The 2,366-nt window shown below is 64.8% G+C and carries 4 protein-coding genes and 1 pseudogene; 1 reads left to right on the plus strand and 4 read right to left on the minus strand.

Annotated features, from left to right (window positions below; translation table 11 throughout):
* The 3 genes and pseudogenes from AC2VOK_RS06730 to AC2VOK_RS06740 form a co-directional block, all read right to left on the minus strand.
* Positions 1 to 123 (minus strand): annotated as a pseudogene (locus AC2VOK_RS06730) (VapC toxin family PIN domain ribonuclease); the annotation flags it as partial.
* A gap of 9 nt (positions 124 to 132) precedes the next feature.
* Positions 133 to 354, minus strand: a complete 222-nt coding sequence (locus AC2VOK_RS06735; protein ID WP_428899784.1) for an antitoxin — start codon at positions 352 to 354, stop codon at positions 133 to 135.
* Positions 355 to 468: 114 nt separating this feature from the next.
* Positions 469 to 852, minus strand: coding sequence for an ArsR/SmtB family transcription factor (locus AC2VOK_RS06740; RefSeq protein WP_343709423.1), 384 nt, complete (start codon positions 850 to 852; stop codon positions 469 to 471).
* Between the two features lie 86 nt (positions 853 to 938).
* Between AC2VOK_RS06740 and arsM the strand changes: the two genes are divergently transcribed.
* Entirely contained in the window at positions 939 to 1,727 is a 789-nt protein-coding gene (gene arsM, locus AC2VOK_RS06745; protein ID WP_343709422.1) for an arsenite methyltransferase, read from the plus strand.
* Between the two features lie 324 nt (positions 1,728 to 2,051).
* On the opposite strand, the gene AC2VOK_RS06750 is transcribed toward arsM, so the two are convergent.
* Complete coding sequence (locus AC2VOK_RS06750; RefSeq protein WP_144954743.1) at positions 2,052 to 2,255, minus strand: cold-shock protein; 204 nt, start codon at positions 2,253 to 2,255, stop codon at positions 2,052 to 2,054.
* Between the last annotated feature and the right edge of the window lie 111 nt (positions 2,256 to 2,366).

Genomic DNA, 2,366 nt, shown 5'->3' on the forward strand with positions numbered 1-2,366 from the left:
TGTCATGGGGCAGGTCGCCCAACCCTGCGATGCATTGGCGGCAAACCACTCGCGGATACGCACATGGTGGATGTGGGAGTCCCACGCCAAAGCGACCGGCGCGTTGACGTCGAGCAGCGCCATCGTCGGTGGTCAGTCCTCGTCGAGCGCACGTCGGACGGTTTGGGGGGTGATCGGCGGCGTACCCGACGGCACACGGATGACCGGCAACCCATCGGCGGTGTCGACGCGCGCGGGAGTCAGACCGCGGCGGGCCAACTCGGAGATCACCGCGCCCAGGGACCGCCACTCGCCGGCGGCGAGTTCGCGTGCCGCAGCGACGACGTCGTCGTCGATGTCCAGGGTTGTTCGCATGGTGTGATGCTATCGAATCAACGCATCAGTAGTTGCCGATGTCCGATAGCTCTTTTCCTCGACCACGCTCCCGCGCCGGCCAACCGCCCGCATCCAGACGAGAAGTGGCGCGCGTCACCGGCGGCGCGTGCCGACAAACACCTCGCCGAGGACATCCAGGGCCGCGGGCACCACCCGGTAGTACGCCCATTTGCCGCGCTGCGTCCGTTCCAACAGACCTGCAGCGACCAGAGTCTTGAGGTGATGCGACACCGTGGGCTGGGACAGTCCGACCGGCGCGGTCAGGTCGCACACGCATGCCTCGGCGCCGTCATGGCCCGCAATCAATGACACCAGCCGCAGCCGGGTCGGCTCGGCCAACGCCTTGAGGACGACGGCCAACCGCTCTGCGGCGGCCACGTCCAGCATGCCGTCGGTGATCGGGCTGCAGCACGCAGCAAGGTCGGCCACCGGCCGCGAGTCGTCGCGTTCGGTGAGGGACGTGGTCGTGGCGGGCATGGCCCCAGTGTGACATACATTGACGGTCATCGATTAGTCGTGCAGACTGAACCCATAGATATCCGTCGATGGAAGGAGTGGGTCGGATGACTACCGAACACAACGAGCTGCGCGATCAGGTTCGGGCGAGCTACGGCGCCGCCGCCACCGCGGCGCGTAGCGGTGACACCAACAGCGACGTGCTGACCGCCGCGAGCTGCTGCGGGTCAAGCGACTCGGCCGATGTTGGGACCATCTTCGGCGCCGGCCTCTACGGCACCGACGAGCATTCCGAGATTCCCGCCGAAGCGCTCGCGGCCAGCCTGGGCTGCGGTAACCCGACCGCGGTCGCCGACCTGCACCCGGGCGAACGGGTGCTTGACTTGGGTTCCGGCGGCGGCATCGACGTTTTGTTGTCGGCGCGCCGGGTCGGCCCACAGGGGTTCGCCTACGGCGTCGACATGACCGACGAAATGCTCGCTCTGGCCGAGGAGAACAAAGCCAAGGCTGGTGCCACCAATGTCGAGTTCCGCAAGGGCACTATCGAGGACATCCCGCTACCCGACGCAGCCGTCGACGTTGTGATCTCCAACTGTGTGATCAACCTGTCGGCCGACAAACCGGCTGTGCTCGCCGAGATATTCCGGGTCCTGGTCCCCGGCGGGCGGATCGGGATCTCCGACGTGGTCGCCGAAGACCAGCTCAGCGCGGCGGAGCGCGCCGAACGCGGCTCCTACGTCGGCTGCATCGCCGGAGCGCTGTCCGAGCAGGAATACCTCGCCGGGCTGGCCGCAGTCGGATTCACTGCTGCCACAGTCACGTTCACCCACGAAGTGGCCCAAGGAATGCACGGCGCGATCATCCGGGCAACCAAACCCACCACGTCCACACAATGAGGCAACCACACAGACAACGATCGCGCCGCGAAGCCGGCACCACATCACGTTGACAGATGGCGGCGACGACATCGCCGATCGCGTCAGGATCCTGATCACCGAACTTTTGACGGCACCCAAAACCTCCACATCAATCGCCGATCCGTCCAAACACGCTGCTTTCCAAAGCGTCAGCGTGACCTCTCGGCCGGTGATGCCCATTTCCGCCGGGCGCCCGCCAACGGAGTCGACCTGGTGCGCCCGCGATGGCCACCAGGGTGCACAGAAAGATCAGTGGGCTGGCGCGGAGCAACCGCACCAGCCCACTGTCACGTTTGGAGTTGCTTAGACGGCAGTGACTCCTACTGCCTGAGGCCCTTTGGCGCCTTGCGCAACCTCGAACTGAACACGCTGGTTTTCCTCGAGCGAACGGTAACCGTTCCCCTGGATCTCCGAGTAGTGGACGAACAGGTCTTTCGCGCCGTCGTCCGGGGTGATGAAGCCGAAGCCCTTCTCACCGTTGAACCATTTCACAGTCCCCTGTGCCATTTACTTTCTTCTCTCATTTCAAATGCGGACATACCTAAAACATCCGCGCGATCAACCTAGCACGCGCCGTGCTGTTTATTGACAACTGCTGTCGCGCTGCGGCGACGAACC

The sequence above is a fragment of the Mycobacterium sp. TH-M116 genome (genome assembly GCF_057473685.1).